The sequence below is a fragment of the Streptomyces sp. NPDC057445 genome, from assembly GCF_042802855.1.
Classification (GTDB): Bacteria; Actinomycetota; Actinomycetes; order Streptomycetales; family Streptomycetaceae; genus Streptomyces.
Genome location: NZ_JBHVDH010000016.1, coordinates 123,688 through 150,175 on the forward strand (window position 1 = coordinate 123,688; position 26,488 = coordinate 150,175).

20 protein-coding genes are annotated in these 26,488 nt (G+C 70.8%); 8 read left to right on the plus strand and 12 right to left on the minus strand.

The features are described from left to right. Positions 1–22: 22 nt before the first annotated feature. Positions 23–2,143: a glycogen debranching N-terminal domain-containing protein gene (locus ACFU5O_RS27515; RefSeq protein WP_384244622.1), complete on the plus strand. Its 2,121-nt coding sequence runs from the start codon at positions 23–25 to the stop codon at positions 2,141–2,143. Here ACFU5O_RS27515 and ACFU5O_RS27520 read toward each other — a convergent pair. Next, positions 2,111–3,235 carry a glycosyltransferase family 4 protein gene (locus ACFU5O_RS27520; protein WP_384244623.1) on the minus strand — a complete coding sequence of 375 codons (1,125 nt, stop codon included), beginning with the start codon at positions 3,233–3,235 and terminating at the stop codon, positions 2,111–2,113. The genes ACFU5O_RS27515 and ACFU5O_RS27520 overlap by 33 nt on opposite strands. Before the next feature lie 228 nt (positions 3,236–3,463). On the opposite strand from ACFU5O_RS27520, the gene ACFU5O_RS27525 reads away from it, so the two are divergent. Then, the gene (locus ACFU5O_RS27525; protein ID WP_384244624.1) at positions 3,464–6,157 is read left to right on the plus strand and encodes a tetratricopeptide repeat protein; all 2,694 of its coding nucleotides are present in this window, start codon (positions 3,464–3,466) and stop codon (positions 6,155–6,157) included. Between the two features lie 98 nt (positions 6,158–6,255). Then, positions 6,256–7,224: a heme A synthase gene (locus ACFU5O_RS27530; protein WP_384244666.1), complete on the plus strand. Its 969-nt coding sequence runs from the start codon at positions 6,256–6,258 to the stop codon at positions 7,222–7,224. A gap of 27 nt (positions 7,225–7,251) precedes the next feature. On the opposite strand, the gene ACFU5O_RS27535 is transcribed toward ACFU5O_RS27530, so the two are convergent. From ACFU5O_RS27535 to ACFU5O_RS27545, 3 genes are all read right to left on the minus strand, one after another. Further along, positions 7,252–8,334, minus strand: coding sequence for an amidohydrolase family protein (locus ACFU5O_RS27535; protein ID WP_384244626.1), 1,083 nt, complete (start codon positions 8,332–8,334; stop codon positions 7,252–7,254). An 830-nt stretch (positions 8,335–9,164) separates the two neighbouring features. Continuing rightward, a complete protein-coding gene (locus tag ACFU5O_RS27540) occupies positions 9,165–9,518 on the minus strand; it encodes a hypothetical protein (RefSeq protein ID WP_384244627.1) in 354 nt (117 codons plus the stop codon). A 196-nt stretch (positions 9,519–9,714) separates the two neighbouring features. Next, the gene (locus tag ACFU5O_RS27545) at positions 9,715–10,662 is read right to left on the minus strand and encodes a heme o synthase (protein WP_384244628.1); all 948 of its coding nucleotides are present in this window, start codon (positions 10,660–10,662) and stop codon (positions 9,715–9,717) included. A gap of 364 nt (positions 10,663–11,026) precedes the next feature. Here ACFU5O_RS27545 and tkt point away from each other — a divergent pair, with 364 nt between their 5' ends. From tkt to pgl, 5 genes are read left to right on the plus strand one after another with little or no spacing between them, the layout of a single operon-like run. Further along, the gene (gene tkt, locus ACFU5O_RS27550) at positions 11,027–13,129 is read left to right on the plus strand and encodes a transketolase (RefSeq protein WP_384244630.1); all 2,103 of its coding nucleotides are present in this window, start codon (positions 11,027–11,029) and stop codon (positions 13,127–13,129) included. Between the two features lie 34 nt (positions 13,130–13,163). Beyond that, positions 13,164–14,306, plus strand: a complete 1,143-nt coding sequence (gene tal, locus ACFU5O_RS27555) for a transaldolase (RefSeq protein WP_384244631.1) — start codon at positions 13,164–13,166, stop codon at positions 14,304–14,306. Positions 14,307–14,311: 5 nt separating this feature from the next. Next, complete coding sequence (gene zwf / locus ACFU5O_RS27560; protein WP_384244632.1) at positions 14,312–15,844, plus strand: glucose-6-phosphate dehydrogenase; 1,533 nt, start codon at positions 14,312–14,314, stop codon at positions 15,842–15,844. After that, complete coding sequence (opcA, locus tag ACFU5O_RS27565) at positions 15,841–16,887, plus strand: glucose-6-phosphate dehydrogenase assembly protein OpcA (protein ID WP_384244633.1); 1,047 nt, start codon at positions 15,841–15,843, stop codon at positions 16,885–16,887. Before zwf ends, opcA begins: the two co-directional genes overlap by 4 nt. After that, the gene (gene pgl, locus ACFU5O_RS27570) at positions 16,884–17,666 is read left to right on the plus strand and encodes a 6-phosphogluconolactonase (RefSeq protein ID WP_384244634.1); all 783 of its coding nucleotides are present in this window, start codon (positions 16,884–16,886) and stop codon (positions 17,664–17,666) included. The genes opcA and pgl overlap by 4 nt, the downstream gene beginning before the upstream one ends. Positions 17,667–18,439: 773 nt before the next feature. Here the strand turns inward: pgl and ACFU5O_RS27575 are convergent. From ACFU5O_RS27575 to ACFU5O_RS27610, 8 genes are all read right to left on the minus strand, one after another. Further along, positions 18,440–19,942, minus strand: coding sequence for a PH domain-containing protein (locus ACFU5O_RS27575; RefSeq protein ID WP_384244635.1), 1,503 nt, complete (start codon positions 19,940–19,942; stop codon positions 18,440–18,442). Further along, positions 19,939–20,439 carry a PH domain-containing protein gene (locus ACFU5O_RS27580; protein WP_384244637.1) on the minus strand — a complete coding sequence of 167 codons (501 nt, stop codon included), beginning with the start codon at positions 20,437–20,439 and terminating at the stop codon, positions 19,939–19,941. The genes ACFU5O_RS27575 and ACFU5O_RS27580 overlap by 4 nt, the downstream gene beginning before the upstream one ends. Positions 20,440–20,452: 13 nt before the next feature. Further along, positions 20,453–22,126: a glucose-6-phosphate isomerase gene (gene pgi, locus ACFU5O_RS27585; RefSeq protein WP_384244668.1), complete on the minus strand. Its 1,674-nt coding sequence runs from the start codon at positions 22,124–22,126 to the stop codon at positions 20,453–20,455. Between the two features lie 56 nt (positions 22,127–22,182). Then, complete coding sequence (locus ACFU5O_RS27590; RefSeq protein ID WP_384244638.1) at positions 22,183–23,400, minus strand: MFS transporter; 1,218 nt, start codon at positions 23,398–23,400, stop codon at positions 22,183–22,185. A gap of 237 nt (positions 23,401–23,637) precedes the next feature. Then, positions 23,638–23,973 (minus strand): RNA polymerase-binding protein RbpA, encoded by a 336-nt coding sequence (locus ACFU5O_RS27595; RefSeq protein WP_338675831.1) that lies wholly within the window; start codon positions 23,971–23,973, stop codon positions 23,638–23,640. Positions 23,974–24,083: 110 nt separating this feature from the next. Then, a complete protein-coding gene (gene secG, locus ACFU5O_RS27600) occupies positions 24,084–24,314 on the minus strand; it encodes a preprotein translocase subunit SecG (RefSeq protein WP_384244669.1) in 231 nt (76 codons plus the stop codon). A gap of 144 nt (positions 24,315–24,458) precedes the next feature. Continuing rightward, on the minus strand, positions 24,459–25,214 hold the full coding sequence (gene tpiA / locus ACFU5O_RS27605) for a triose-phosphate isomerase (RefSeq protein ID WP_384244670.1): 756 nt from the start codon (positions 25,212–25,214) through the stop codon (positions 24,459–24,461). Between the two features lie 39 nt (positions 25,215–25,253). Beyond that, entirely contained in the window at positions 25,254–26,474 is a 1,221-nt protein-coding gene (locus ACFU5O_RS27610; RefSeq protein WP_384244640.1) for a phosphoglycerate kinase, read from the minus strand. Between the last annotated feature and the right edge of the window lie 14 nt (positions 26,475–26,488).

Sequence of the window (26,488 nt, forward strand, 5' to 3'; positions counted from 1 at the left end):
ACGGAGTGGGAAAACCCGCCCTGTGTTCGAGACGGCCGAGGTACCCGGAGGACGTGCTCTGCAGCCCCTGCTGCACGATGTGGTGATCTGCGTCGCGGCTCCCGCGTTCGCCGCCTCACCCCGTGACGGCCAGCTCCGCGGAGCCAGGGCCGAGGGCTTCTACGACCACGACCGCAGACTCCTGCACACCGTCTGTCTGCTGATCGACGACCGTGAGCCCGAACCGATCGGGGTGCAGCCGCTCGGCCCCGACCGGGTCCGCTTCACCTCCGTCCACCGCTATCCGAGCGACCGCACCGACGACCCGACGCTGATCGTCGAGCGGATCCGTACGGCGGGCGAGGGCGAGACGGTGAGCCTGCACAACGTCGGCACGGTCGCCCGCCGATTACGGATCGAGGTGGCCGTCGCCACCGACCTGGCCGACATCGCCGATGTGAAGCGCGGGCTCACCGGCCGGTCCCTCCCCTGCTCGGTGGCCAAGGGCGGCCCCGGCCTCGGCTGGCGCTCCCGCACCGGCCGCGCCCATGTCCGTGCCGTGGAGTACGAGGCCACGCCCGAGGTGTCGGGAGGCCCGGAGGGCGGCACCTTCACCTGGGACGGGGTCGTCCTGCCGCCCGGCGCGTCCTGGCGTGCGGGGCTGTCGGTCACCGGACGGGCCGTTCCCGACCCGCCGGGCCATCCGGTCGCCCCGTCGTCGTACGTCCCGTGGTCCGAACCCGTCGTACGCGGTGACCGGCGGCTGGTCGGGCTGGTGCGCCGGGGACTGGCCGATCTGCGGGCGCTGCGCCTCGCGGATCCGCAGCGTGCCGGCGCCGGTGCCCCGGAGGACCAGTTCATCGCGGCGGGCTGCCCCTGGTATCTCACGCTGTTCGGGCGGGACTCGATCTGGTCGGCACGGATGCTGCTGCCGCTGTCCACGGAGCTGGCCCGCGGCACGCTGTGGGCGCTCGCCCGCCGCCAGGGCACCGTCCACGACGTGTTCCGCGAGGAGGCTCCCGGCCGGATCCTGCACGAACTGCGACCGGCCGAGGCCCAGCACGGTCACGGTCTGCGGCTGCCGTCCCACTACTACGGCTCGGTCGACGCCACGCCTCTGTTCGTCTCGCTCCTGGTGGAGGCCTGGCACTGGGGGCTGCCCGATGCCGACGTCGACGCGCTGCTGCCCCATGCGCAGCGTGCGATGGAGTGGGTGGTGGAGACCAGCCGCCGCGACGAGGACGGACTGCTGCGCTACTACCCACGTCCCGGCGGCCTGCTCCATCAGTCCTGGAAGGACTCCGCCGACGCGGTGCGTGACGCGGAGGGCCGCCGGATCGAGCCGCCGCTCGCGCTCTGCGAGGTCCAGGGCTACGCGTACGAGGCGGCCACAGGTCTCGCGGAGCTGCTCGGCACGCGCGGCCTGCACGACCGGGCGGAGTCGCTGCGCGGCTGGGCGGCGGCGCTGCGCAAGCGGTTCGCGGAGGCGTTCTGGATCGAGGCGAAGGACGGTCCGGCACCGCGCTACGCGGCGATCGCGGTGGGCCGCTCGCTGACTCCCGTGAGCGGGCCCGCTTCCAACATGGGCCAGCTGCTCTGCTCCGGGATCCTCGATCCGGACGGCTGCCGGGACATCGCGGCATGGCTGGCCTCTCCCGATCTGAACTCCGGGTGGGGGCTGCGGAGCCGCTCGGCCGCGGTGCCGGGCTTCAACCCGCTGAGCTACCACGGCGGTTCCGTGTGGACCCACGACACGGCCATCGCGGTTCAGGGGCTGTGTGCCACCGGCTGCCACGAGGAGGCGGTGGCACTCGTCGACGGACTGCTCGACGCGGCAGTGCACTTCTCGTACCGGATGCCGGAGCTGTACGGCGGCGACGCCCGCACCGGCAACTCCCCGGCTCCGCTGGCCTATCCGGCGGCGTGCCGCCCCCAGGGCTGGTCCGCGGCCTCCGGTGTGGCGATACTCGCGGCGCTGCTGGGGCTGCGTCCGGACGCCGCCGGAAAGGTGCTGCGGGTACGGCCGGTGCCGCCCGCTCTGCTGGGTCCGCTGGCTGTCGAGGGACTGAGGCTCGGCGATGCCCGACCGACGGTACGGGTGGGGTCCACGGGCCGGGCGGAGGTCTCCGGGCTACCCGGCGGCTGGCGCGCCGACACCACGTGACAACAGCTCCCCGTAGGCCTGTTCCATCCGCGCGAGGTAGATGGCGCGCTGGTCGAAGTGGGTCTTCACATGCTTGCGGCCGCGCAGGCCCATCTCCCGGGCCGCGACCCGGTCGTCGAGAAGCCGTGCGATGTGGCCGGCCAGCTTCTCCTCGTCACGGTCCGGTACGAGATGGCCGATCATGCCGTCCTGGTCGACACCTTCGTCCAGACCGCCCATCCGGGTGACGACCACGGGCCGGGCCGCGCACATCGCCTCGAGAGGGGCGAGGCCCATCGGCTCGGCGAACACCGACGGATAGACCACGACCGTCGACTGTTCGTACAGCGCTCGCATTTGATCGACTCCGGCCTCCACGAAATCGACCGCGTGCACCATTCCGCGGTCCGCGATCTCTTTTTCCAGCAGTTCCCGGAATCCGATCCTCTCGCCGTGGAAATCGACGGTCTGCCGGGTCGCGGTGAGAACGAGACGGGGCTCGAACTCGCAGCGTTCCTCCCGGATGATCCGGTGCACGGCCTCCAGTGCGAGCATGGCGCCCTTGTCGGGGATGAGCCGGGCGGGCAACAGGACCGTGCCGCTCCGGGGCCGGGTGTCGAGGGGTGCGACGGTCTCGTACGGGGCGGTGTCGATGCCCAGGTAGGTGCGCTCGGTCTCGATGCCGAGGGCGTCGGCGCAGGCCGCCCTCAGGAACTCCGAGACGGCGTAGTGCCGGTCCCACCCCGCGCAGACCTTGGCGAAGGCGAGGCTCTCGGGCTCGCGCCACAGCGAGTGGTACGTGTGCAGGAGCGCGAGGCCCAGTTCCGGGCGCAGGGCAGAGAGACCGAGGGCGGGGGCCTCGCGGAAGTGGTGCAGGTTGTGGCCGTGGACGATCTGGATGCCGTACGCGGTGAGGACCTGCCGGAACCATTCGGTCAGAGCGGGGATCCGACCGCGCCCGGGGGCGGGTTCGGCCAGATCGAGTGCCGGATGGGTGAGGACCCGTACGCCCGGTTGACCGGGATCGGTGGCGGCGGGTGTGCCGGTGAGGACGGTGACGTCGTGGCCGCGCTGCGCCAGCAGCCGCGAGTAGTCCCACAGATGGGATTCCACGCCTCCCACACTGGGCGGAAACGACCAGTGGACCAGCGCGATGCGCATTCCACGCCCCGTCGGCTGATCCTTTTCCCTCGGGTCCACGCCGCCTCCGTACCGATCGAATACGCGAAGCGCAGATGGTAGCCAAATTCTCTTGCGGCCATATAGGAGTCGGCGGTCTGTTCACCGGACAATCTGACTGTACCGGGCAGCGCACGCAGGGACATGACGGAGGGGGAGCCGATGTCCGCTCAGACCCATGCCGGCCGCACGCCCGTACGCCGCCGCAGGCTCGCGGCCGGGCTGGCTGCCACCGCCGCCGCGGGGGCGGCGACTCTTCCCCTGCTCGCGCAGAACGCCAGCGGGTTCCTGCTCTGGGGGCTCGCCGGTGGCACCGCGCTGATGGGAGGGGCCGCGGCCTTCTTCGCGCGAACACCCGCCCCTCGCACACCCGAGCAGGAGGACGGCGGCGCACTGCTGTCCCCTCCTCCGCACAATCTGCCCGTGCTGTCGCGGTACTTCACCGGGCGCAGCGAGGAACTCGCCGGGATCGAGGCCGCGTTGGGACCGGCGGAGCCGGCCCGTGGACGCCGGACCCGGCTGGACGGGCAGCGGGCCTGCGTCATCCACGGCATGGGGGGCGTCGGAAAGTCACAGCTGGCGGTCGCACACGCCCGGACCCATCTGGACGAGCACTGCCTGACCTGGTGGCTGAACGCGTCCACCCCCGACCGGCTGCGCGGGGAGCTGCTCGAGCTCGCCGCATGTGTCGGCGTTCCCGACCACGAGTCGAAGAACGTCGTCCTCGTCAAGTTATGGGCATGGCTGCGGGACAACCCGGGCTGGCTGCTGGTGTACGACGACGTCCGGCGCTTCCGGGACCGTGAGCGTCCGGGGGCGCGGGGAGACGGCACGCTCGACCTGCAGCCGTTCCTGCCGCCGGAGGGCGAGGGCGAGATCCTGATCACCACTCAGCTGCGGGAGGGATGGGACGGGCTGTGTCCCGAACCGGTCGAGCTGACCGCGCTCGGCGACACGGACGGCCTGGCGTTCCTGCGGGCCAGGATCGGAGCCAGGGACGGGGACGAGTCGCATCTGGCCACGCTGGGGCGGCAACTCGGCTGGCTTCCGCTGGCCCTGGAGCAGGCCGGAGCGTACATCGACCAGGCGGAGATCACCGTCGAGGACTACCTGGGACGGCTGCCTGAGGAGAGCGCGGACAGCGACGCCGACACCTTCCGGCTGGCGATCGAGCGGATCGCCGCCACCGCGCCCGCGGCCGAGGATCTGCTGCGGCTGTGCTCGTTCCTGGCCTCCGAGGACGTGCCACGGGTCATGCTGTTCCGCCACCGTGCGGTGGTACCGCAGCGGCTGCGCCACGTGATGGAGGTCCAGCCGGAGTTCAACCGGCTGGTGCTGAAGCTGGTCGACCACTCGCTCCTGACCCGCAGCGGCGACGGCCGGGCCGGACCGGTGACGTACGGGATCCATCCACGCGTGCAGATGTTCATACGGCGCCGGATGAGCGGGCCCGAGCGGCTGGAGTGGTCGCAGGCGGCGGTCCGGCTGCTCGAGGCGGCGTTCCCGCAAACACCGGAGCAGCTGGACTCACGGGGCGACTGCGAACGGCTGATGCCGCATGTGGAGGCCGTCGCCAAGGAGCTTGCCTGGGCCGACGACACCGACGGCGGGCTCGGGGCCTCGCACGACCCCGAGGCGCTGGTGCGCCTGCTGCACCGGGTCGGCGTATATCAGGAGCACCGCTGCGACTGGGTGCAGGCGCTGGCCTGTCTGACACAGGAGGCCGGTCTGCGGGAGCTCGGCACCGGGGACGCGCTGGGACTGGCGACCGCCCGGCTGGGCATCGCCCGCCAGCACTATCTGCTCGCGGATCTGGACCGTGCAGAGACCGCCTGCCGCAGAGCGCTGGCCCTGTGCCAGGAGCATGCGGGGGACACCGCGTTCCTGCAGTTGCAGGCCCAGTGCCGACGGCAGTACGGGGGCATCCTCCGGGAGCGGATCCGCTTCGACGAGGGTCTGGAGGCCGTCCAGGAGGCGATCAAGATCTACGAGAGCCAGGGGTCGGGCTGGGAGACCCTGGACTGGGCCGTGGCCGAGCAGGAAGCGGGCATGATCCACCGCAATGCGGGACGGCTCTCCGCCGCGGTGGCCTGCTACGAGCGGGCGGGCGACCGTGTGCCGAGCCGCGGGTCCACCGAGCCCGGCGAGCATGTGGTCTTCCGGGCCATGCTCAGACGCGACCTGGGGATCGTCGCCCAGGACCGGGGCGATCTCGTCACCGCCGAGCGGGAGCTGAGGGAGGCGCTCTCCGTCTTCCGTGAATACCGCGGCGTCGAGGACTTCGAGACCTCGCAGGTGGCGAAGTTCCTCGCCGATGTGCTGCGCCGACAGGGCGAGGAGTGCCGTAAGAGGGCGCGGGCGACCCGGCATCCGCTGCGTCGCCGGGATCTCCACAGGCAGGCCCGGAGCAGGATCGCCCAGGCGGACGAGCTGCTCGCCCCGGTCCTTGCACTTCACCTGAAGCGGCGTGAGACCGAGGCGCACAAATACGCGGCCTGCCTCAACAAGCTGGGCTCCCTCCGATTCGCCCAGGGCCGCATCCCTGAAGCGGCGCGGACCCTGCGCGAGGCCGAGCAGATCTATGTCTCCGCATACGGCCCGGACCATCACTACCGGGCGAAGACGCTGTCGAGACTCGGCCCGGTGCTGCGCGCGGCCGGCGACCGGGAAGGGGCAGAGCGGGTGCTGCGACAGGCGGAACGGATCTTCGTGGCGACCCTCGGGAGCAGCCATCCCTCCCTGGTGGCCGTGTACACACATCTGGCCGAGTGCACCACCGGCCATGAGCGGGCCGCCGAGTTGCGCGCCAGGGCGGAGCTTGTCCACCGGGCGCTGTGGAACGACTCGTCGCCCTGAGCGTCCTCGCGCCCCGAGGTGCCGTGTCCAGGTTCGTGGCCTGGCGTTTCGTGCGGGGTCGTCCCCCTCGTGAAAGCTTGCACAAGCGGCCCCCTACGATAGTCGCCGTGCAGACCCCCCTCGCCTATATCGCCCAGCGCTGGACACCGTCACCCCGGACCGTCCGGCGCGCCGCGCTCTCCGCCGTCGTGATGAGCGTGGTCATCATCGTCACCGGCGGCGCGGTCCGGCTGACCGGCTCCGGTCTCGGCTGCGACACCTGGCCCAAGTGCACGGACGACAGCCTCTTCGCCACGCCCGAGCAGGGCATCCACGGTGCCATCGAGTTCGGCAACCGCATGCTGACGTACGTCCTGTCGGCCGCGGTCGGCTGGGCGATCATCGCTGCGCGCTCCACAAAGCCGTGGCGGCGCGGGCTCACCCGGCTCGGCTGGGCCCAGTTCTGGGTCGTGATGAGCAACGCCGTCCTCGGCGGTATCACCGTGTGGGCGGGCCTCAACCCGTGGACCGTGGCGGGGCACTTCCTGGCCGCCAACGCCCTGCTGACGGTGGCCACGGTCACCTGGCTCCGGGCGGGCGAGGGCGACGGCGCCCCGCGGCCGCGGGTACCGCGTCCGGTACGGAAGCTGTCCTGGGTGCTGCTGGTCTCCTCCGGACTGCTGATCGCGGTGGGGACCACGGTGACCGGCTCCGGCAAGCACGCGGGCGACAGCAGCGAGGTGCCGCGGATGCCGTTCGACTGGGTGGACGCCGCCCATGTGCACGCCGCGCTGGCCTGGCTGGTGTGCGCGCTCGCGGTGGCGATGTGGCTGGTACTGCGCGTGGTGGACGCTCCGGACGACACCCGGGCCCGCGCCCGGGACCTGCTGATCGTGCTGCTCGCGCAGGGCGCCATCGGCTATGTGCAGTTCTTCACGGATGTGCCGGAGGTGCTGGTCGGAGCTCATATGCTCGGCTCCTCGCTGATGTGGATCGCCGTGCTCCGGCTCGCACTGAGCCTGCGTGAGCGCCCGCTGGAGACCTCCGCGACTCCGGCCCGGCCGGACACGGAACTCGCGCCGGTCTAGGGACGGCCGGGAGCACCGGCCCGTACCTCACCCGGCGAGTCCGTAGACGCGGCGGGCGTTGTCCGCCGCGATCATCCCGGCCACCCGCTGGGCGTCCGCACGGCACCATGCGCCGTCGACGACCCAGTCGCTCAGCACCCGCCCCAGCGCCTGGCGGAAGATGCGCGCACCGACCACATGCAGTTCGGGAAGCCCCCGCGCACCACTGGAGAACAGCAGCTTCCCGAACGGCGCCAGCTCCAGGATCTCCGCGAGTACGGAGGCGGCCCCGGCTCCGGTGTGGGCGAGCGCGGGCCCGACATCGGCGTACACATGCGGAAAGACACTCGCCAGATGGGCGGCATGGCGGTGGTACGGATAGCCGTGCAGCAGGACGAGATCGGTGCCGAGGCCCGTGGTGGCCGACGCGAAGCCGGTGAGCAGCAGCGGATCGTCGACCCCGACGTGGATCTGCAGCGGCCGTCCGGACGCGACCGCCATCCAGAGGAGATGGCGCAGCAGCACGGGGTCGGTGAGCCGGCCCCCGGCCTGGCGCCCTGCCAGCCATCGTCCCGTCGCACCACGCACTTCGCCGGGCCCCGGCGGCTCGGGGGCAAGGGCGAGTCCATGACGTACGCCCGCGACCGAGGTGAAGGCGACGGCCGATCCGGCGGCGCCGTGCACGGCCTCGGCAAGATTCGCCAGGAAGCTGTCCACGGTCCCGGAGGTGTCCGCGACCTGTTCGGCCAGCTGCTCGAGGCGGACGATCTCATGTGCCTCGGCGGCGCCCGTGGCGGCGATCTCGGGGAGTCCCGTGAGATCTCCGGGCAGCCCGGTGTCCACCAGATAGGTGGAGATGCCGCTGGCGCGCAGCAGCCGTCTGCCTGACTCCAGGACGCCCAGCTCCCTGCGGCGGGCGAGATAGTGCGCGGGCGGGCAGTGGGGCTCCAGACCGAGGAGCGGTGGACACCAGCGACGGACGGCGAAGCCCGTCTGGGTGTCGAAGAAGGTGGTGCCGGGCGCGGGCGGTCCGGCGGTCCTGCCCAGGTGAGCCTCGAACGTGCCGAGACCCAGCTCGGTGCGGAGGACACCGTGGCAGTACTGATCCACCAAGGACGGCGTATCGATCATCCGGGGCTCCCAGCGGTGGCGTGCTTCCACACGTCCTAACGGGTGAGCCCCGCGCGAGGTGTTGCCCATCGCCGGGCGGCCTCTGGGTCTTGCGCCGCGCGAGGGAGCCAGTGGGGACCGGGGCCGCGGGCAGCGCGGCCGTTGCCTGCCGGGAAGCGGAGGCGAGGTGGAGACCGCGGGTGCCCGACGGCGGCGCCCCGGCCTGGCCAGGCGCCGGTGCCCCGGACGGGACGTCGCGAACCGGACGATCGGCGCCGCCCCGGGCCCGGGGGCGCGGAAGCTCCCGTACACCGGCACGGCGGCTCGGCACCGGTCATCGGGCTCCAGGGAGTCAGCCCCAGGGGGGACTCCCCGGCCGTACGTGCGGGAGCACGCGATGCCGACGGACGGCCGGGTCACCTGCGAGGCGCTCGCTCAGCCGGCAGGCCCTGTCGGGCGTCACACGCCGGCCGAGGAAGAGAAGCCGCCGCAGCACACGGGACCGATGGCCGACACACACAGGCAATGCTCCCGATGGCCGGGCGCGGGCAATGCAGGGCCTGTCGCACGGGCAATGCAGGGCCCCTCGGACGCCGCGCGCGGGCCGAGGAAGGGACGCCGGAGCGCACGGGACGGCGGCCGGGCACGGGCGATGCGCCGCCTTGCCGTCGGCGCCGGTCGACCCGCGCGCGTACTGGGGGTGGATCAGCGCGAGGCGGGTGCAGGGCAGATCGCCGGCCTCCTGGACCGGTGTGCCCCGGCACCCGGGCACGGGCGATGCCGCGGCGTTCGCGTGACGCATTCGCGCCCGCAGCCGCAGCAGCCGCCGACGAGTCCTCGGCCGCGCTGCGTCAGTCGTTCTTCGGGCCGCCGAGCTGGATACCGGCCATGCGGGTCCACTCGTACGGGCCCGTGCGGACCTTCGCCGCGAACTCGCCGTCGAAGGACTCGTGCAGGGTGATGCCGGACTTCTCGGCGGCGCTCACCGCGATGGCGTGCGTCGGTGCGACGAGGTCGCCCCAGCCACCGTCCTCGCCGACGAGCACGATGCGGGTGCCCACCTGCCCGATGTACGCGAGCTGCCCTTCGGCGCCGCCGTGCGCCTTGGCGAAGGCGCCGATCTGCTTGGCGAGCTTCGCCGCCTTGCGCTCGGCGCGGGCGTCGGACTTGGGCGCGGTCTCGTCGACCTGCTGGGTGTCTGCCATGAACAGGATGCTACTCGCGGGTAGATCCACCGGCGACCGCCGGGCCACGTGGCCTGGGCCACGCCACCGTCCGGGCCCGCGGCAGGGAACGTGCACTGGGCACGGGCACGGGCACGGGCACGGAGAGAGCAGAGGACGGGCGGGACCACCGGCCCGTCCCTGAGATCGGCGGATCAGCGAATCGGCCGCAGAGCCACTAGCGCAGGAAGGGGTCCACCGCCACCGCCACGAAGAGCAGCGAGACGTAGGTGATCGACCAGTGGAAGAGCCGCATCTCCTTGAGCTTGCCGCCCGTCGCGCCGGTCTTCGCCCTGCTCTGCAGCGCGTGCGCCTCCCACAGCCACCAGCCGCCCGTCACCAGCGCCACCGCCGTGTAGAACCAGCCGGTGTACCCGAGCGGTGTCAGCAGCAGCGAGACGGCGACCATCACCCAGCTGTAGAGCACGATCTGGCGGGCGACGACCTGGTTCGAGGCGATGACCGGGAGCATCGGCACGCCGACGCGTGCGTAGTCGTCCTTCACCTTCATCGACAGCGGCCAGTAGTGCGGCGGCGTCCAGAAGAAGATGACCAGGAAGAGGATGACCGCGGCCCACGACATCGAGTTGGTGACGGCGGACCAGCCGATCAGCACCGGCATACAGCCGGCGATGCCGCCCCACACGATGTTCTGCGAGGTGCGCCGCTTCAGCAGCATCGTGTAGACGATGACGTAGAACAGGAGCGCGCCGAGCGCGAGCGCGGCGGAGAGCCAGTTGACCAGCAGCCCGAACCAGAGCGTGGAGACCGCCGCGAGGCTGAGACCGAAGACCAGGCCCTCGCGCGGCGAGACCATTCCCGTCACGAGGGGGCGCTGCGACGTACGGTCCATCAGGGCGTCGATGTCGCGGTCGATGTACATGTTGAGCGCGTTGGCACCGCCCGCGGAGAGGTATCCGCCGATGCATGTGGCGACCACGAGCCAGAGGTCGGGCACACCCTGCGCCGCCAGGAACATCACCGGCACGGTGGTGATCAGCAGCAACTCGATGATCCGGGGCTTCGTGAGCGCCACGAACGCCTTGACGCGGGCCCCGAACGGCCGATGGCCCCCCGGGCTGGGAGTCAAGACGACCCCTGCGGGTCGGGACTCGACGGCCGTCACGCACACCCCTGACAGAGAAATCCCAGCAAGTCCCGCGGGGGCACATCCCATACCGAAGGGCCATGGGGGCGAATCCCGGTGAAGACTTGCGCGTACCACGCCACTCTAGACGTTGGCCGCATGCCGATCTTCGCGGGGGTGGGGTCGTGTTGAGCGCTGCGGGTGGACGGAACGTATTGACCGTCGGGATCAGCGACAGGAGGCGAAGTCGAGCCACGGAGCGCACCCTGGCAGTGCGGGCAGTGTCCGAGGGGAGAGACGTGCTCTCGAAAGGACGCGCCCTGCTGCGAGGGTAGGCTCGACAACGCCCGGTACGCCCCTAGTCACCGGGACACGAACATGTGGAGAGGAGCCCTGACCCAGGGTGAGCACCAAGCCGACCACCACAGACCTCGAGTGGACCGAATTGGACCAGCGGGCCGTGGACACCGTCCGCGTCCTTGCCGCAGACGCCGTACAGAAGGTCGGCAACGGCCATCCGGGGACGGCCATGAGCCTGGCCCCCGCGGCGTACGTCCTCTTCCAGAAGCTGATGCGCCACGACCCCGCCGACGCGGACTGGACCGGCCGTGACCGGTTCGTCCTCTCCGCGGGTCACTCCAGCCTGACCCTCTACATCCAGCTCTACCTGGCCGGGTACGGCCTGGAACTGGACGACCTCAAGGCCTTCCGCACCTGGGGTTCCAAGACCCCCGGTCACCCGGAGTACGGTCACACGGTCGGCGTGGAGACCACCACCGGGCCGCTGGGCCAGGGTGTCGCCAACGCGGTGGGCATGGCCATGGCCGCCCGCTACGAGCGCGGTCTGTTCGACCCGGACGCCGCCCCCGGCGCCTCCCCCTTCGACCACAACATCTGGGTCGTCGCCGGTGACGGCTGCCTCCAGGAGGGCATCTCCCACGAGGCGTCCTCGCTGGCCGGCCACCAGAAGCTCGGCAACCTGGTGCTGCTGTGGGACGACAACCACATCTCGATCGAGGGCGACACCGAGACCGCGGTCTCCGAGGACACGCTGAAGCGGTACGAGGCCTACGGCTGGCACGTCCAGCGCGTGGAGCAGCTGCCGAACGGCGACCTGGACCCGGTCGGCCTGTACGAGGCGCTCAAGGCCGCCCGGGAGGAGACCGAGCGTCCCTCCTTCATCGCGGCCCGCTCGATCATCGCCTGGCCCGCCCCGCACGCGCAGAACACCGAGGCGGCGCACGGCTCGGCGCTGGGCGAGGACGAGGTCGCGGCCACGAAGCGGGTCCTGGGCTTCGACCCGGAGAAGACGTTCGAGGTCTCCGACGAGGTCATCGCGCACACCCGCAAGGCCCTCGACCGCGGCCGTGAGGCGCGGGAGAAGTGGGAGAAGGCCTTCGCCGAGTGGCGTGCCGCCGACCCGGAGCGCGCCGCCGAGTTCGACCGGATCCGCTCGACCGAGCTGCCCACGGGCTGGGAGGAGAAGCTCCCGGTGTTCGAGGCGGGCAAGGGGGTCGCCACCCGCGCCGCCTCCGGCAAGGTCCTGCAGGCGCTGGGCGAGGTCATCCCCGAGCTGTGGGGCGGCTCCGCCGACCTCGCCGGGTCGAACAACACGACGATCGACAAGACCTCGTCGTTCCTCCCGGAGGGCAACCCGCTGCCGGAGGCCGACCCTTACGGTCGCACCCTCCACTTCGGCATCCGCGAGCACGCGATGGCCGCGGCGATGAACGGCATCGCACTGCACGGCAACACCCGTATCTACGGCGGCACCTTCCTGGTGTTCTCCGACTACATGCGCAACGCCGTGCGCCTGTCCGCGCTGATGCACCTGCCGGTGACCTATGTCTGGACGCATGACTCGGTCGGTCTCGGCGAGGACGGCCCCACCCACCAGCCGGTGGAGCACCTGGCCTCCCTGCGCGCCATCCCGGGCCTGAACATCGTGCGCCCGGCCGACGCCAACGAGACCGCGATCGCGTGGCGCGAGATCCTGAAGCGCTACACCAAGAAGTTCGGTGTGGGCGCCCCGCACGGTCTGGCGCTGACCCGCCAGGGCGTTCCGACGTACGAGCCCAACGAGGATGCCGCCAAGGGCGGTTATGTGCTGTTCGAGGCCGAAGGGCCCGAGGGGCAGAACGCTGCGCCGCAGGTCCTGCTGATCGGCACCGGCTCCGAGGTGCACGTGGCCGTGGAGGCGCGCGAGCAGTTGCAGGCCGCGGGCATCCCGACACGGGTCGTCTCGATGCCGTCCGTCGAGTGGTTCGAGGAGCAGGACCAGGCGTACAAGGACAGCGTCCTGCCTCCGTCGCTGAGGGCGCGTGTAGCGGTCGAGGCCGGTATCGGTCTGACCTGGCACCGCTACGTCGGGGACGCGGGCCGCATCGTCTCGCTGGAGCACTTCGGGGCATCCGCCGACGGCAAGGTGCTGTTCCGCGAGTTCGGGTTCACGCCCGAGAACGTGGCCGCCGCCGCCCGGGAATCGATCGAAGCCGCCGCGCGCTGACGCCGGTATACGACTAGTAGGAGATGCAACTCTCATGACAGACGCACTCAAGCGCCTCTCCGACGAAGGCGTGGCGATCTGGCTCGACGACCTGTCGCGCAAGCGGATCACGTCCGGCAACCTCGCCGAGCTGATCGACCAGCAGCACGTCGTGGGCGTCACCACCAACCCGTCGATCTTCCAGAAGGCCATCTCGTCCGGCGACGGTTACGAGCAGCAGCTCGCCGATCTCGCCGCCCGCAAGGTGACCGTCGAGGAAGCCCTCCGCATGATCACGACGGCGGACGTCCGCGACGCCGCGGACGTGCTGCGTCCGGTCTTCGACACGACGGGCGGCCAGGACGGCCGTGTGTCGATCGAGGTCGACCCGCGCCTCGCGCACCACACCAAGGCGACGATCGCCGAGGCCAAGCAGCTGGCCTGGCTGGTGGACCGGCCGAACACCTTCATCAAGATTCCGGCGACCAAGGCCGGTCTGCCGGCGATCACCGAGGTCATCGGCCTCGGCATCAGCGTCAATGTCACGCTGATCTTCTCGCTGGAGCGCTACCGCGAGGTGATGGACGCCTACCTGGCCGGTCTGGAGAAGGCGAAGGCCGCCGGCCTTGACCTGTCGAAGATCCGTTCTGTGGCGTCGTTCTTCGTGTCCCGGGTGGACACCGAGATCGACAAGCGACTGGACGCCCTCGGCACGGACGAGGCGAAGCAGCTGCGCGGCAAGGCGGCCATCGCCAACGCCCGCCTCGCCTACCAGGCGTACGAGGAGGTGTTCGGCTCGGCCGACAAGTCGACGTCGCCCTCCGACCGCTGGGCCGCGCTGGACAAGGCGCAGGCCAACCCGCAGCGCCCGCTGTGGGCCTCGACCGGCGTCAAGGACCCGGCGTTCAAGGACACGATGTACGTGGTGGAACTGGTCGCCCCGGGCACGGTGAACACCATGCCGGAGGCCACGCTGGAGGCGACGGCCGACCACGGAGAGGTCACGGGCGACACGGTGCGCGGACGCTACGAGCAGGCGCGCGCCGAGCTCGACGCCGTCGAGAAGCTCGGGATCTCGTACGACGACGTGGTCCAGCTGCTGGAGGACGAGGGCGTCGACAAGTTCGAGACGTCCTGGAACGACCTGCTCAAGTCGACCGAGGCGGAGCTCCAGCGCCTCGCTCCCTCGGAGGGCTGAACACCTTGACTCCCGCACACGGAGCCAACCCGCTTCGTGACGCCAAGGACCGACGGCTCCCGCGCATCGCGGGGCCGTCGGGCCTGGTGATCTTTGGCGTTACAGGCGATCTGTCACGTAAAAAGCTGATGCCTGCCGTCTACGACCTCGCCAACCGGGGCCTGCTGCCGCCGGGCTTCTCACTCGTCGGCTTCGCCCGCCGCGACTGGGACGACCAGGACTTCGCACAGGAAGTCCACGACGCCGTCAAACAGCACGCCCGGACGCCCTTCCGCGAGGAGGTGTGGCAGCAGCTCATCCAGGGAATGCGTTTCGTCCCCGGCACCTTCGACGACGACAACTCGTTCGAGACGCTGAAGAAGACGATCAAGGAACTCGACGAGGCCCAGGGCACCGGCGGCAACTTCGCGTTCTATCTGTCGGTACCGCCGAAGTTCTTCCCCAAGGTCGTCCAGCAGCTGAAGAAGCACGGCCTGGCCGAGCAGAAGGAGGGCTCCTGGCGGCGTGCCGTCATCGAGAAGCCCTTCGGTCACGACCTGGCCTCCGCCCAGGACCTCAACAAGATCGTCCACGAGGTCTTCGACCCGGACCAGGTGTTCCGGATCGACCACTACCTGGGCAAGGAGACCGTCCAGAACATCCTGGCGCTCCGCTTCGCCAACACGCTCTTCGAGCCGCTCTGGAACCGGTCGTACGTCGACCATGTCCAGATCACCATGGCCGAGGACATCGGCATCGGCGGCCGAGCCGGCTACTACGACGGCATCGGCGCCGCGCGTGACGTCATCCAGAACCATCTGCTCCAGCTGCTCGCGCTGACCGCGATGGAGGAGCCCGCGTCCTTCGAGGCGGACGCCCTGGCGGCGGAGAAGACCAAGGTGCTGGGCGCCGTGAAGCTGCCGAAGGACCTGGCGACCGGCACGGTGCGCGCGCAGTACGCCGCGGGCTGGCAGGGCGGCGAGAAGGTGGTCGGATACCTCGAGGAAGAGGGCATCGACCCCAACTCGAAGACCGACGCCTACGCGGCCATAAAGCTGGAGATCGACAACCGTCGCTGGGCGGGCGTCCCGTTCTATCTCCGTACGGGCAAGCGGCTGGGCCGCCGGGTCACGGAGATCGCGGTCGTCTTCCAGCGCGCCCCGCACTCCCCCTTCGACCGCACCGCCACGGAGGAACTGGGGCAGAACGCCCTGGTGTTCCGGGTCCAGCCGGACGAGGGCGTGACCCTGCGGTTCGGTTCGAAGGTGCCGGGCACGTCGATGGAGGTGCGCGACGTCTCGATGGACTTCGCGTACGGCGAGTCCTTCACGGAGTCCAGTCCCGAGGCGTACGAGCGGCTGATCCTCGATGTGCTGCTCGGTGACTCCAACCTCTTCCCGAGGGTTGAGGAGGTCGAGCTGTCCTGGAAGATCCTCGACCCGATCGAGCAGTTCTGGGAGAGGCACGGCAGGCCCGCGCAGTATCCGGCCGGGACGTGGGGCCCGGTCGAGGCGGACGAAATGCTCGCACGAGACGGACGGAGCTGGCGTCGGCCATGAAGATCGACCTTACGGACACCACCTCCGGAAAGATCAACAAGGCCCTGGTGCAGGGGCGGCGGGCGGTCGGCACACCTGCCGTGGGCATGGTCCTCACCCTCGTCATCGTCACGGACGAGGAGAACGCGTACGACGCGCTGAAGGCCGCCAACGACGCGTCCCGCGAGCACCCTTCGCGCACGCTCGTCGTCATCAAGCGGGTCTCGCGCTCGCCGCGCGACCGGGCGCAGACGCGCCTCGACGCCGAGGTTCGGGTGGGCGCGGACGCCGGCAGCACCGGCGAGACGGTCGTACTTCGGCTGTACGGCGAGGTGACCGACCACGCCCAGTCGGTGGTGCTGCCGCTGCTGCTGCCGGACGCACCGGTCGTCGTGTGGTGGCCGGTGAACGCGCCGGGCGACCCGGCGGCCGACCCGCTGGGCGCGCTGGCCCAGCGCCGGGTCATCGACACCTACGCCTGCGAGCAGCCGGTCGCCGAGCTGGCGGCCCGCGCGGATACCTACACCCCGGGCGACACGGATCTGTCCTGGACCCGGATCACCCCGTGGCGCTCCATGCTCGCGGCGGCGCTGGACCAGGCTCCCTGGGAGGTCACGGCGGCCGAGGTGGTGGGCGAGGAGTTCAACCCGAGCTGCGAACTGCTGGGGATGTGGCTCGGCGACCGCCTGCAGGTGCCGGTGAAGCGCTCGGCGTCGTCGGGTCCCGGGCTCACGTCCGTACGCCTTCAGACGAAGAACGGCCTGATCGGGCTGGACCGGGCGGACGGCTCGCTGGCGACGCTGTCCATCGAGGGCCAGCCGGACCGCGGAGTGGCGCTGAAGCGGCGTGAAACGGCCGAGCTGATCGCCGAGGAGATGCGGCGGCTGGACCCGGACGAGGTGTTTGCGGCGGCCCTGCGGTACGGGGTGGGCCGGCTGAACGACGAGTCGGCCGAACTGGCGGACGCCGGCGGCGAGGCCGCGTCCGCACCGGGGACGGCACAGAAGACCGCGGCCAAGAAGACCGCGGCGAAGACCGCGGCCAAGAAGGCGGCCACGAAGTGAGCGCCCCTCAGCTCGTCGTCCATCGCGACAAGGAACTGATGGCGCAGGCCGCGGCGGCACGGCTGATCACGAAGGTCGTGGACGCCCAGGCCGCGCGTGGCTCCGCGTCGGTGGTCCTCACCGGCGGGCGCAACGGCAACGCCCTGCTGGCCGCACTCGCCGCCGCTCCGGCGAGGGACGCGATCGACTGGTCGCGGCTGGACCTGTGGTGGGGTGACGAGCGGTTCCTGCCCGAGGGCGATCCCGAGCGCAACGTCACCCAGGCCCGCAAGGCCCTGCTGGACTCGGTCCCGGTGGACCCGTCCAGGGTCCGTCCGATGCCCGCGTCGGACGGCCCTTACGGCAATGACGCGGACGCGGCGGCCGCCGCCCACGCCGCGGAGCTCGCCGCCGCGGCCGGCCCTGAGGACCACGGGGACGTCCCGACCTTCGATGTGCTGATGCTGGGCGTCGGCCCGGACACGCATGTCGCGTCCCTGTTCCCCGAGCACCCCGCGGTCCGGGAGACCGAGCGCACGGTGGTGGGCGTCCACGGCGCCCCGAAGCCCCCGCCGACCCGGATCTCACTGACGCTCCCGGCGATCCGGGCGGCGCGCGAGGTGTGGCTCCTCGCCGCGGGCGAGGACAAGGCGAACGCGGTGGCGATCGCCCTGTCGGGAGCGGGTGAGATCCAGGCTCCGGCGGCGGGCGCGTACGGCCGGTCACGGACGCTCTGGCTCCTCGACTCGGCGGCGGCGTCCCAGCTCCCGCGGGAGCTGTACCCGCCGGCTTCGCCCTGAGCCTCCGGCCCTGCCTTGTCCGGACGGCCCGGTTCCGCGCTTGCGGACCGGGCCGTCGGCGTTCCCGGCACGCCTCACCGGAGGCGGCTGCCTCTGTGGGGCAGGCCCCTCTGTGGCGTCACACCCTGCGGTGCTCCCTGCGGTGCTCCCTGCGGCGGACGAACGTGAGACCCGACCAGTCCTCCCCGATCACCGCGACCTTGACGTCCACCCGTCCGAGCGGGAGGAAGAGATCGCGCAGATCGTTCTCCGTGATATCGCTGGTGTGGCCGGCGGCCCGGCGGAGCCACGCGATCCACAGGGCGGCGGGGTCGGCGAGGAAGGCCGCCGGTCCCGGGGCCGCGGCCGTGAGGCGGCGCGGCTGCGGTGGACCGTGAGGACGATGTCGGCACGGTCCGCAGGGCCTGCGTCCACGGTGGTGCCGTCCGGCAGGTCCAGGATCCGCCAGCCGTCGGGCGCTCCCAGCAGGGCGACGCGGTGGCCGGGTCGGACACCGGGCTTCTCGGCGAGCAGGGTTCCCGAATACCCGGAACTGGCCATACCGGGATTGTGCTCGCCGGTACCGGAATTGTCCTCCGCCGCCGGCCAGGGTCTTCCGTCGGGATCAGGCCGGACCGGTGAGCGGACAGGCCCTGGTGTCCCGAGTCGGAGATTCTTGGGCAGTTCCCGCCGCCGGGCGCCGAGTTCGCGGTCGAGGGCGAAGTCGGCATCCGTGAGCGCCAGGCAGGCCCGGGGTGCCGATTCACGCACAGAGAACTACCGACGAAACCGACTCAGAGGTCCTGCCGGCGATCGAGGAACGGCTCCAGAAGACCCGGAACCACCAGGGAGGCGAAGTCGAGCACCTCGTGCTCGCCCGCGTCGTACACCGAGTACGCCCCGTCGCCCGCCGCGGTCGTCGCGGTCAGGGTGAGAAGTCCCGCGCGGCGCTGGAACCAGGACTGCTTGAGCGTCCATCCGATGACCCCGTTCCGCCGGAGCGCGACCGTCCCGCGCCGGACGGTTCCGGAGCGGGCCACCAGATAGTCACCGGCCATCGCATGGCCCAGGCTCCGGTAGGCGTCCAGGGCCAGCAGCACCGCAAGCGTCAGCAGAACCGGAGCGCAGGCCGCAGCGATGTACAGGAGGACATCGGTGACCAGCAGACCCAGCACGGTGAGAGTCACCACCGCGACCAGCGCCGCCCCCAGCGACCGGCGCAGCCTGCGTGTGCGGGCCGCACGCGGATGCGGGGTCAGCGGCACGCTCGTCGGCGCACCGGCCTCGCGGAGCACCAGCGCCACCACGTCGTCCGCGACGGCACGTGGCGCGGCCGGCAGGAGTGTCTTGAGGTCGGCGTGTTTGTCGTCGTCGTCCTTCACCAGACCGGTCGCCACGGCGTCCACGCGCGCAGCGCCGCACAGCCGGGCGCCGAGCGGCTCGACGAGCTCCACGCCGCGCAGCCGCCGCTCCTCGATGGAGACCGAGCGGGTCGTGAAGAGCCCGCGGCGCACCCGCAGGGTGCCGCCGGGCTCGCGCTCCAGCCGGTAGTTGGACCACATCTCGGCCCAGAGCCCGAGCGCGCCCACGACCCCGGCTGCCAGGAACCCGAGGGCCAGTACGACGGCCGTCCAGAGGACGGGAGTGTGGCGGAACCGGTCGACCGTCCAGTCGATCACCTCGCCCTGGGCGCCGAACCATTCGCTGACCTGCATCACGGCGCCCGCCGCCGCACCGCCGAGCAGCGGGGCGACGAAGGACACCGGCGCGTAGCGGATCCAGCGGGGGTCGAGGACGGCGAGCTCGCCCTCCCGGTGCGTCCCCGGGCCTTCCGGCTGGGCGCGCGCCAGCAGTTCACGGCGCAGCCGCTCGCCCTCCTCCTTGGTGACGGGGTCGAGCTCCAGCGTGGATTCACCGACCCCCGTGTGCTCGCCGGTGCCGATCCGCACTTTCACCAGTCCGAGTATTCGCAGCAGCGGATCGGCCGTCAGATCGACGCTGCGGATACGGTCCCGGGCCAGCGAGCGGCGCTTCGTCAGCAGCAGTCCGGTGTGGAGTTCGGCGCGCTCCGGCCCGATGCGGTACCGCGTTCTGCGCCATCGCACATGGTCCGCGGCAGCGCCCACCGCGATGAGCAGGGCGGCTCCCGCCACGACCCTGCCCAGTGCCTGCCACCACGGCATGGTGCCGGCCAGAGCGAGCAGGGCGGGCAGACCTGCGCCACATGCGACTGCGCCCATGACGACGGCGGTGACAAGAACGGTGCGCCGGTCGAGCCTCAGCCAGCCGTCACTCATGTGGCGTCTCCGGGCGTCGCCCCGGTGATCCGGGTCAGCCGTCCGGCCAGTTCCTGCGCGAGCTCGTGATCCAGGCCTTCGATCCTGATCGCGCCCCTGGAGGAGGCTGTCGTGACGGTGACAGTGGCGAGCCGGAACGCCTGCTCCAGGGGGCCGCGTTCGGTGTCCACGGTCTGGATCCGCGACATCGGGGCGATCCGCCACTCCTGCCAGAGCGCGCCGGTGCGGACGTACACCGCGTCGTCCGTGACCTCCCAGCGGTGCACGCGGTACCACCAGGCGGGGAAGAGGGCCGTGCCTGCCAGGCCGAGGGCTGCCGCCGCGGCGGCAGCGGCCAGCAGCCAGCCCCTGGCGGGCGCGATGAACGCTCCGAGCGCCACGAGCACGGCCGTCGGTACCAGCGTGGTCAGCAGCAACTGCGTACGCCACCAGCCGACGGCCCGCTCGTTCAGCGTGTTGTTCGGCGGCCTCAGCCGCACGGTCTCCTCCCCCGCCACCGGACCGGCCCCTCTACGCCTCGCGCGTGTGGGGCGACCGCGAGCGCAGGGTGCGGTACTTCGCCACGAGGGCGGCGGTCGAGCTGTCGAGGCCCTCGCCGCCCGTGCCCTCGGTGAGCACGGGCTCGATCCGCTTCGCCAGCACCTTGCCGAGCTCGACTCCCCACTGGTCGAAGGAGTCGATGTTCCAGACGGCTCCCTGGACGAACACCTTGTGTTCGTAGAGCGCGACCAGCTGGCCCAGCACCGACGGCGTCAGCTCGTTCGCCAGGACGGTGGTCGTCGGGCGGTTGCCGGGGAAGGTCTTGTGCGGCACCAGTTCGTCCGCGACGCCCTCCGCCCGTACCTCGTCCGGGGTCTTCCCGAAGGCCAGTGCCTGTGTCTGGGCGAAGAAGTTGGCCATCAGCAGATCGTGCTGGGGCACCAGTCCGGGAGGCAGGTCGGCGACCGGCCGGGCGAAGCCGATGAAGTCGGCCGGGACGATCTTGGTGCCCTGGTGGAGCAACTGGTAGTACGCGTGCTGTCCGTTGGTGCCGGGCGTGCCCCAGACGATGGGCCCGGTCTGCCAGTCGACCCGCTCGCCCCCGCGGTCGACGGACTTGCCGTCGGACTCCATGTCGAGCTGCTGCAGATACGCCGTGAACCTGCTCAGATAGTGCGAGTACGGCAGTACCGCGTGCGACTGGGCGTCGAAGAAGTTGTTGTACCAGATGCCCAGCAGGCCGAGCAGCATCGGCGCGTTCTCCGCGGCGGGCGCGGTGCGGAAGTGCTCGTCGACGAGGTGGAAGCCGTCGAGCATCTCGCGGAAGCGGTCCGGGCCGATGGCGACCATCAGAGAGAGCCCGATGGCGGAGTCGTAGGAGTAGCGACCGCCTACCCAGTCCCAGAACTCGAACATGTTCGCCGTGTCGATGCCGAACTCGCCGACCTTCTCAGCATTCGTCGACACGGCGACGAAGTGCTTGGCGACGGCTTCCTGACCGGCCTTCAGTTCCGTGAGCAGCCAGTCGCGTGCGGATGTCGCATTGGTGATGGTCTCGATGGTGGTGAACGTCTTGGACGCGACGATGAACAGCGTCTCGGCCGCGTCGAGGTCGCGGACCGCCTCGTGCAGATCGGCCCCGTCCACGTTCGAAACGAAGTGGAACGTCAGATCCCGTGCGGTGTAGGAGCGCAGTACCTCGTACGCCATCGCCGGGCCGAGGTCGGAGCCGCCGATGCCGATGTTGACGATGTTCCTGATGGGCTTTCCGGTGTGGCCGGTCCAACCGCCCGAACGGATCCGCTCGGAGAAGGCGCTCATCTTGTCGAGCACGGCGTGCACGTCGGGCACCACGTTCTCACCGTCGACCTCGATGACGGCGTCGCGCGGAGCGCGGAGCGCGGTGTGCAGTACGGCCCGCTTCTCGGTGATGTTGATCTTCTCGCCGCGGAACATGGCGTCCCTCAGCCCTGCGACATCGGTGGCCGCGGCGAGCTCGCGCAGCAGCGCGAGCGTCTCGTCGGTCACCAGGTGCTTGGAGTAGTCGAGGTGGAGGTCGCCGACCTGCAGGGTGTACCGGCTGCCACGGCCCGCGTCGGCGGCGAACAGTTCCCGCAGATGAGTGTCGCCCAACTGCTCACGGTGCTTGACCAGAGCAGCCCATTCGGGCATCCGGTTGAGCCGGGTACGGCTTTCCGTATTCACTGACATTCAGCCCACTTCTTCTCGTACCTGCCTGCGTGCCCCGCTGCTCCACCAACCTAATTGATCTGAGGGGTCAGCGACGCGACGGCGAGCGTGAACAGTCCTGCCGCCAGCAGCGCCGGCGTGTTCAGACCCCATCCGGCCGCGGCCGCGCCGCCGAGCACGGCCCCGAGCGGAGCCCCCGCGACCGCGGCCGTACGGAACGCGGAGCCGATCCGGCCGAGCATGCCCTCGGGACTGCGCTCCTGCATCAGCGTGACCTGGTTGGTGTTCCACACCAGTCCCATGAGACCGAACAGGGCCATCGCCGCGATCGTCACCCACAGCTCACGGACCGTCCCCATGGCGAAGAGGCAGCCTGTCTGTACGGTCCCGGCCAGGAACACGCTGCGTATCCTGCCGATCCGCTCGGACATCCGGCGCGCGAGCAGCCCTCCGGCGACGGCGCCCGCACCGTACGCCGTGATGACCGCGGCATAGCCGCCGTTGCCCGCGTCGAGCCGGCGGGTGACGTGCAGGACCAGCGTGGCGATGAGCGCGCCCATCCCGATGTTGCACAGGGTGGTGGCGATGCACAGCGCCCGGAGCGTCCGGTCCCGCCAGAGCGCGCGCAGGCCCTCTGCGATCTCGGCCCGCAGGGTGGACCCGGCCTTGCGTGGCCCCCGCTCGGGCCCCGCCACCCGCAGCGAGGCGACCAGCAGCGCCGCCAGTCCGTACGTGGCCGCATCCGCCGCGTACGGCGCGGCGGCGCCCGCGACGAGCAGCACCGGCACCAGCGGGCCGGCCAGGAACGTGCCCGCCATCTGCTGCCCGGTCGCCAGCCGGGTGTTCGCGCTGCCGAGCGCCTCCGCGGGCACCAGCGACGGCAGCAGGGCCGTCGCCGCGTTGTCGAACAGCGTCTGCAGGGTCGTGAGCGCGAAGGCCACCGCGATCAGCAGGGCGATCGAGGCATGGCCGAGGGCCACGGCGACGGCGAACGCGGCCATCAGCACGCCCCTGACCAGATCGACCGCCCACATCGCCCGCCGCTGGTCGACCCGGTCGGCGAGCGCGCCGCCGAGCAGCCCGAAGAGCAGCCACGGCAGATATCCGCACGCCGTCACCGAGGCGATGAGCAGCGGATCACCGGTGAGCGATGCGGCGAGCAGCGGCATCGCGGCGGTACGCAGAGAGTCGCCGAACTTCGATACGACAGCCGCGGTCCACAGCCGCCCGAATCCGCCGCTCCACGTCGGCGTCGCCCGGGCGGTGTCCACCGCTTCCGCTGTTGTCACGCGCTCCCCCTCTGCGGCCGTGAGCGTCCGTCGCACACGACCGTAGAGGGCACCACTGACAACGTCCCGAACTCCGGTGGACGACAGTCGGCTTGGGCCCGAGGGAGCGGATCGGGCCACGGCGGGGAGGACGGGCGCCTCAGGCACGGCACGTGAACGCGTCGGGCCCGGCCCACACGGGAATCGGTCGATTCCTGCGTGGGCCGGGCCCGCTGTCAGTGGATGAGCGTCAACCGCTCAGATCTCGCCCCGGAGCTTGGCGAGCGCCTCGGCGAGGATCGCCTCCCCGTCCGCGTCGCTGCGGCGCTCCCGTACATACGCCAGATGCGTCTTGTACGGCTCGGTGCGCGGCGGGTCCGGCGGATTGTCCCGGTCCTGGCCGGCCGGGAACCCGCAGCGCGGGCAGTCCCAGTGCTCCGGAACCTGTGCGTCACTGGCGAAGCTCGGCTGCGTCTCGTGCCCGTTCGAGCACCAGAAGGAGATGCGGAGACGCGGTGCGGACTCGCCCCGCTCGGCCTCCCCCATCGGCCCCGCTCCGACCCGGCTTCCCCGGATCGCGTTGCCACTTGCCACGGTCGTAACTCCCTGCGTGATGGTGCTCGAAGATGCCCCAGTCTACGTAAGGCCCAACGCGCGTCCAGTGATTGGAGTTACACCCCCACCCCCGGGACGCCCGCGGTGGCTCAGCCGTCCAGCTTCACCAGCAGACCAAGTACGACAATGCACGCGAACCACATCAGACCGAGCACGACGGTGATGCGGTCGAGGTTGCGCTCGGCGACCGAGGAGCCGCCGACGGAGGACTGCATGCCGCCACCGAACATGTCGGAGAGGCCGCCGCCCTTTCCCTTGTGCATCAGCACCAGCAGCATCAGCAGCAGGCTGAAGACGATGAGGGCGATCGAGAACCCCATGATCACGGCTGGACCAACTTCCTCGGACGGGACAGGACTGTAACTCGGCGACTGATCCATCCGAACAGTCGCTCAAGAAGACGGGGGCCGGGCCCGAAAGCCTCGGCCCCCGCAAGGGTACGACGGATCGGCCCTACGGCCTACTCACTGGTCGCGGAACCGGACGATCTTGACGAACTCGTCCGCGTCGAGCGAGGCCCCACCGACCAGGGCGCCGTCCACATCGGGCTGCGCCATGATCGCCGCGATGTTCCCGGCCTTCACCGAGCCGCCGTACTGGATCCGGACCTTGTCGGCAAGCTCCTGGCCGTACAGCTCGGCAAGGCGCCCGCGGATCGCCCCGCAGACCTCCTGGGCGTCCTCAGGGGTGGCGACCTCTCCGGTGCCGATGGCCCAGACGGGCTCGTAGGCGATCACGACGGACTCGGCCTGGTCGGCCGGGATGTCCTTCAGACCGCCGTCGATCTGGTTCAGCGTGTACCGGACGTGCTCGCCGGCCTTGCGGATGTCCAGGCCCTCGCCGACGCAGAGGATCGGGGTCAGACCGTGCCTGAACGCGGCCTTGACCTTGGCGTTGCAGAGCTCGTCGGACTCGCCGTGGTACTGGCGTCGCTCGGAGTGACCGACGGCCACGTACGCGCACTTCAGCTTGGCGAGCATGGACCCCGAGATCTCACCGGTGTAGGCACCGGAGTCGTGCGCCGAGAGGTCCTGGGCGCCGTACTTGATCCTGAGCTTGTCGCCGTCCACCAGGGTCTGCACCGAGCGCAGATCGGTGAAGGGCGGCAGGACGGCGACCTCGACGGCGTCGTGGTCCTTGTCCGTCAGGGCGAAGGCGAGCTTCTGGACGTGGGCGATGGCCTCGAGGTGGTTGAGGTTCATCTTCCAGTTGCCCGCCATCAGCGGGGTGCGCTCTTGGGAAGCAGCAGTCACTTTTGTTCAGTCCTCCAGTGCGGCGAGGCCGGGAAGCGTCTTGCCCTCGAGGTACTCGAGGCTCGCGCCGCCACCGGTCGAGATGTGTCCGAATGCGTTCTCGTCGAAGCCGAGGGTACGGACCGCGGCGGCCGAGTCGCCACCGCCGACGACGGTGAAGGCGGAGCTGTCGACGAGCGCCTGGGCGATCGCGCGGGTGCCGCCCGCGAAGTCGGGGTGCTCGAAGACGCCCATCGGGCCGTTCCAGAACACGGTCTCGGCATCGGCGATCTTCGACGCGTACAGCTCACGCGTCCTCGGGCCGATGTCCAGGCCCTCCTCGTCGGAGGGGATCTTGTCGGAGTCGACCGTGGTGTACTCGGCCGGGGCCTTGGTCTTCAGGTCCGGGAACTCGGACGAGACGAGGACGTCGACCGGAAGCACCAGCTCGACGCCGTTCTTCTCGGCGCGCTCCATGTACTCGGTCACCGTCGGGATCTGGTCCTCCTGAAGGAGGGAGATGCCGACCTCGTAGCCCTTGGCCTTGAGGAAGGTGTACGCCATGCCGCCGCCGATCAGCAGCCGGTCGGCCTTGCCGAGAAGCGCGTCGATGACGGCGAGCTTGTCGGAGACCTTGGCGCCGCCGAGGACGACGACGTAGGGCCGCCTGACGTCGTCGGTGAGCTTCTTCAGCACGGCGACCTCGGTGGCGATCAGGTAGCCGGCAGCGTGCGGCAGACGCGCGGGGAGGTCGTAGACCGAGGCGTGCTTGCGGTGGACGGCCCCGAAGCCGTCGCCGACGTACACATCGGCGAGGGTCGCGAGCTCGTCGGCGAAGGCGCCGCGCTCGGCGTCGTCCTTGGACGTCTCGCCGGGGTTGAAGCGGAGGTTCTCGATGACGGCGACCCGGCCGTCGGCCAGGGCGTCGACGGTGCTGCGGGCCGACTCGCCGACCGTGTCGGTCGCGAACGCCACTTCACCGGAAGAGCTTTCGAGCAGTTCACCGAGACGGGCCGCCACGGGGGCGAGCGAGAAGGCCGAGTCGGGGGCGCCCTTCGGGCGGCCCAGGTGCGAGGCGACGACAACCCGCGCGCCCGCGTCGGCCAGGGCCTTCACGGTCGGCAGCACGGCGCGGATACGGCCGTCGTCGGTGATGGTGGTGCCGTCGAGCGGCACGTTGAGGTCGGCGCGGACGAAGACCCGCTTGCCGGTGACGCCTTCGGCGAGAAGTTCGTCGATCGTCTTCATGCTTGGTGACTCCT

What these genes read in the sequence shown, in the direction of transcription:
- ACFU5O_RS27525 (WP_384244624.1), top strand. Translation starts at nt 3,464, where the DNA reads ATGTCCGCTCAGACCCATGCCGGCCGCACGCCCGTACGCCGCCGCAGG.
- ACFU5O_RS27535 (WP_384244626.1), bottom strand. Translation starts at nt 8,334, where the DNA reads ATGATCGATACGCCGTCCTTGGTGGATCAGTACTGCCACGGTGTCCTC.
- ACFU5O_RS27540 (WP_384244627.1), bottom strand. Translation starts at nt 9,518, where the DNA reads ATGGCAGACACCCAGCAGGTCGACGAGACCGCGCCCAAGTCCGACGCC.
- tal (WP_384244631.1), top strand. Translation starts at nt 13,164, where the DNA reads ATGACAGACGCACTCAAGCGCCTCTCCGACGAAGGCGTGGCGATCTGG.
- opcA (WP_384244633.1), top strand. Translation starts at nt 15,841, where the DNA reads ATGAAGATCGACCTTACGGACACCACCTCCGGAAAGATCAACAAGGCC.
- ACFU5O_RS27575 (WP_384244635.1), bottom strand. Translation starts at nt 19,942, where the DNA reads ATGAGTGACGGCTGGCTGAGGCTCGACCGGCGCACCGTTCTTGTCACC.
- secG (WP_384244669.1), bottom strand. Translation starts at nt 24,314, where the DNA reads ATGGGGTTCTCGATCGCCCTCATCGTCTTCAGCCTGCTGCTGATGCTG.
- tpiA (WP_384244670.1), bottom strand. Translation starts at nt 25,214, where the DNA reads ATGGCGGGCAACTGGAAGATGAACCTCAACCACCTCGAGGCCATCGCC.
- ACFU5O_RS27610 (WP_384244640.1), bottom strand. Translation starts at nt 26,474, where the DNA reads ATGAAGACGATCGACGAACTTCTCGCCGAAGGCGTCACCGGCAAGCGG.